Annotated in this window: 6 protein-coding genes; 5 read left to right on the top strand and 1 reads right to left on the bottom strand. The window is 66.1% G+C overall.

The genetic code is table 11. The annotated features are described in order from the left end of the window. The 5 genes from WC555_RS15430 to WC555_RS15410 form a co-directional block, all read left to right on the top strand. A partial coding sequence (locus WC555_RS15430) for a class II fumarate hydratase (protein WP_373255006.1) occupies positions 1-1,140 on the top strand: 1,140 nt, incomplete at its 5' end. A gap of 7 nt (positions 1,141-1,147) precedes the next feature. Then, positions 1,148-1,831, top strand: coding sequence for a phytanoyl-CoA dioxygenase family protein (locus WC555_RS15425; protein ID WP_373255003.1), 684 nt, complete (start codon positions 1,148-1,150; stop codon positions 1,829-1,831). Between the two features lie 48 nt (positions 1,832-1,879). Continuing rightward, complete coding sequence (locus WC555_RS15420) at positions 1,880-2,128, top strand: type II toxin-antitoxin system CcdA family antitoxin (protein WP_373255000.1); 249 nt, start codon at positions 1,880-1,882, stop codon at positions 2,126-2,128. Continuing rightward, positions 2,125-2,433: a CcdB family protein gene (locus tag WC555_RS15415; protein ID WP_373254998.1), complete on the top strand. Its 309-nt coding sequence runs from the start codon at positions 2,125-2,127 to the stop codon at positions 2,431-2,433. Before WC555_RS15420 ends, WC555_RS15415 begins: the two co-directional genes overlap by 4 nt. A 1-nt stretch (position 2,434) precedes the next feature. Beyond that, positions 2,435-3,166, top strand: coding sequence for an AAA family ATPase (locus tag WC555_RS15410; protein WP_373254996.1), 732 nt, complete (start codon positions 2,435-2,437; stop codon positions 3,164-3,166). Here WC555_RS15410 and WC555_RS15405 read toward each other — a convergent pair. Then, positions 3,167-3,310 (bottom strand): YccF domain-containing protein (locus WC555_RS15405; RefSeq protein WP_373255007.1); only part of this gene is annotated, 144 nt, incomplete at its 5' end.

The following is a 3,310-nucleotide window of genomic DNA, read 5'->3' as shown; positions in this document are numbered from 1 at the left end:
CTGAACGACCACTTCCCCCTGGTCGTCTGGCAGACGGGCTCGGGCACCCAGTCGAACATGAACGCCAACGAGGTGATCTCGAACCGCGCCATCGAGATGCTGGGCGGCGAGATGGGCTCTAAAAAGCCGGTCCACCCCAACGACCACGTCAACATGAGCCAGTCGTCGAACGACACCTATCCCACGGCCATGCACGTCGCCTGCGCCGAACAGGTGGTCAACGACCTGCTGCCGGCCCTCAAGCACCTGCACGCGGCCCTGAAGGCCAAGTCGGACGCCTGGGCCCACATCATCAAGATCGGCCGGACGCATACCCAGGACGCCACCCCCCTGACGCTCGGCCAGGAGTTCGGCGGCTATACGCAGCAGATCGCCAACGGCATCGCCCGCATCGAACAGACCCTGCCGGCCCTGATGGAACTGGCGCAAGGCGGCACCGCCGTCGGCACCGGCCTGAACGCCCCTGTCGGCTTCGCCGAGAAGGTCGCCGAACAGATCGCCGGCATCACCGGCCTGCCCTTCACCACCGCCCCGAACAAGTTTGAAGCGCTCGCCGCCCACGACGCCATGGTCTTCAGCCACGGCGCCATCAACACGGTGGCCGCCTCCCTGTTCAAGATCGCCAACGACATTCGCTTCCTGGGCTCCGGCCCGCGTTCGGGTCTGGGCGAACTGGCCCTGCCGGAGAACGAGCCGGGCTCGTCGATCATGCCGGGCAAGGTCAATCCGACGCAGTGCGAAGCCCTGACCCAGGTCTGCGTCCAGGTGTTCGGCAACAACGCCGCCCTCACCTTCGCCGGCTCGCAGGGGCATTTCGAGCTGAACGTCTACAACCCGGTGATGGCCTACAACTTCCTGCAGTCGGTCCGCCTGATGGCCGATGCGGCCGTCAGCTTCACCGACAACTGCGTCGTCGGCATCGAGGCCCGCGAGGACAATATCGAACGCGGCCTGAACAACTCGCTGATGCTGGTCACCGCCCTGAACGGCAAGCTGGGCTACGACGCCTGCGCGAAGATCGCCAAGACGGCGCACAAGAACGGCACCACCCTGCGTCAGGAAGCCGTCGGCGGCGGCTACCTGACCGACGCCGAGTTCGACGAGGCGGTGCGTCCCGAGAAGATGATCTCACCGGGGTGAGGCCGTCGTGACCACCGCCGATCTGGAATTCCACCGCGACGGGGCGCTGCATTTCGGCGGCGTTCTGAGCGCGGCGGAGGCAGCGTCGCTGGTCGCTCGGCTGGAGCCTCAGATCACTGGCCGTCCCGGAACCCGGCTGCGGGCCGAACCGGATGTGGCCGCTTTGCTGGCCGCCGACGGCGCCGTGGGCCGGATCGCGGCCGGGCTGATCGGGCCCGGGGCCAGACCGGTGCGGGCGGTGCTGTTCGACAAGAGCCCGGCCGCCAACTGGATCGTCGCCTGGCATCAGGACCGGACCATTCCGGTGCGGCTGCGGCATGAGACGCCGGGCTTTGGTCCGTGGTCGACCAAGGACAGCGTCCTGCACGTCGCGCCGCCGATCGCGGTGCTGGAGGGCATGGTCACGTTGCGGCTGCACCTAGACCCGGTCGATGCGGACAATGCGCCGCTGGTCGTGGCGAAGGGCTCGCACCGTTTCGGATATGTGCCGGCGGATGTCGCGGCGGCGCGCGCATCAGAATGCCCGCACCTTGTCTGCAGGGCGGAGCCGGGAGATGTCTGGGCCTATGCGACGCCGATTCTGCACATGTCCGCGCGATCCGTCGGCGACCGGCGGCGGCGGGTGCTGCAAATAGACTATGCAGCGGCGGCCCTTCCTGAACCGCTGGAGTGGCGCGGAATCGAGGCCTAGCGACTGGAGCGGTTTGGGCTCCACGCGCTTTCGGAGTACCTTCCGCCCATGGGCAAGGTCGAACTGAACATCGGCATCGATCCGGAGCTGATCGCACAGGCCGAACGGCTGGGCATTTCCATCGCCGGCATGGATGAGCGGACGCTACGGCTGCACCTGCAGAAGGTCGATCCTGCGGGCGCCGAGGCCCGGGCGAAGTGCTGGGCGGAAGATAACGCCGAGGCCATCAAGGACCACAACCGTCGCATTCGCGAGCGGGGTCTGTTGTCGGACTATATTCGCCCCTCCTGGCTGTGAGACAGTTCGACGTCTTCGACAATCCATCCCCTGAGGCACGCCAGTTCGCGCCCTGTCTGGTTGTGCTGTCCTCACATCTGGTTCTCGGCTTTGACGACGCGGTGGTCGCACCGCTGGTCAACGATAGCCACGCGACGGTCGGCGCGCTGGAAATCGAGGTCGAAGTCGCCAGAGAGCATCTTGTTCTCGTGGTTAGCGAACTGCCGAGCATGGCGGGGCGCAATCTGAGGCAGCGCGTGGGCTCCCTCGCCGATCGCGAAGATGACATCCGCCGGGCGATCGACCGGCTGTTCACCGGCTTGTGAGATGACCGCTCTCACCCGCCCCTACTGGATCGAGGCGCGATTCGAGCGGCGTGAGGGCTGGGACGACACCGCCTATCCCTTCAGTGTTCCGGCGGTTCGGACGCTGCACACCCTGGCCTTCCATCCCAACGTGACCTTCCTGGTCGGCGAGAACGGGTCGGGCAAGTCGACCCTGATCGAGGCGCTGGCCGTGGCCTGGGGATTCAACGCCGAGGGCGGGTCGCAGGACCATCAGTTCTCGACCCGCGCATCCCATTCGCCGCTGCACCGGTTTGTCAGACCGGTGCGGGCGCCCCTGAAGGCCAGGGACGGCTATTTCCTGAGGGCGGAAAGCTATTTCAATACCGCCAGCTATCTGGAGGCTTCCGGCACTTTCCGCGCCGGCCAGACGGGTTTGCACGAACAGTCGCATGGCGAAAGCTTCTTCGCCCTGTTCGACAAGCGGTTCATCGGCGACGGCCTCTACATCCTCGACGAGCCCGAGGCCGCCCTGTCGCCGACGCGGCAGCTTTCGTTCCTGGCGCGGATGCACGAGCTGGTGCAGGCGCGGTCGCAACTGATCATCGCCACCCACTCGCCGATCCTGCTCGGCTATCCGAACGCCTGGATCTATCAGGCCTCTGAACACGGCCTGGACCGGATCGAGTATGAAGACACCGACCACTATCAGGTCACGCGCAACTTCCTGACCCGACGCGAGATGATGCTCGACGTGCTGCTGGGTAACGACTGATCAGGGCTTCTCGCGGATCGTCCGGCCGATCGGCGCGAGCGCCAGCTTGGCCAGCTCCAGATCCTTGAGCGCGAACGGGATGCCGATGATCGAGACGAACTCGGCCACGGCGATCATCAGGTGCGCGAGGGCGATCCACCAGCC

This window comes from Brevundimonas sp. (genome assembly GCF_041648615.1).
In the GTDB taxonomy this organism is placed as follows: domain Bacteria; phylum Pseudomonadota; class Alphaproteobacteria; order Caulobacterales; family Caulobacteraceae; genus Brevundimonas.
This window is presented reverse-complemented; position numbering and strand designations above follow the sequence as displayed.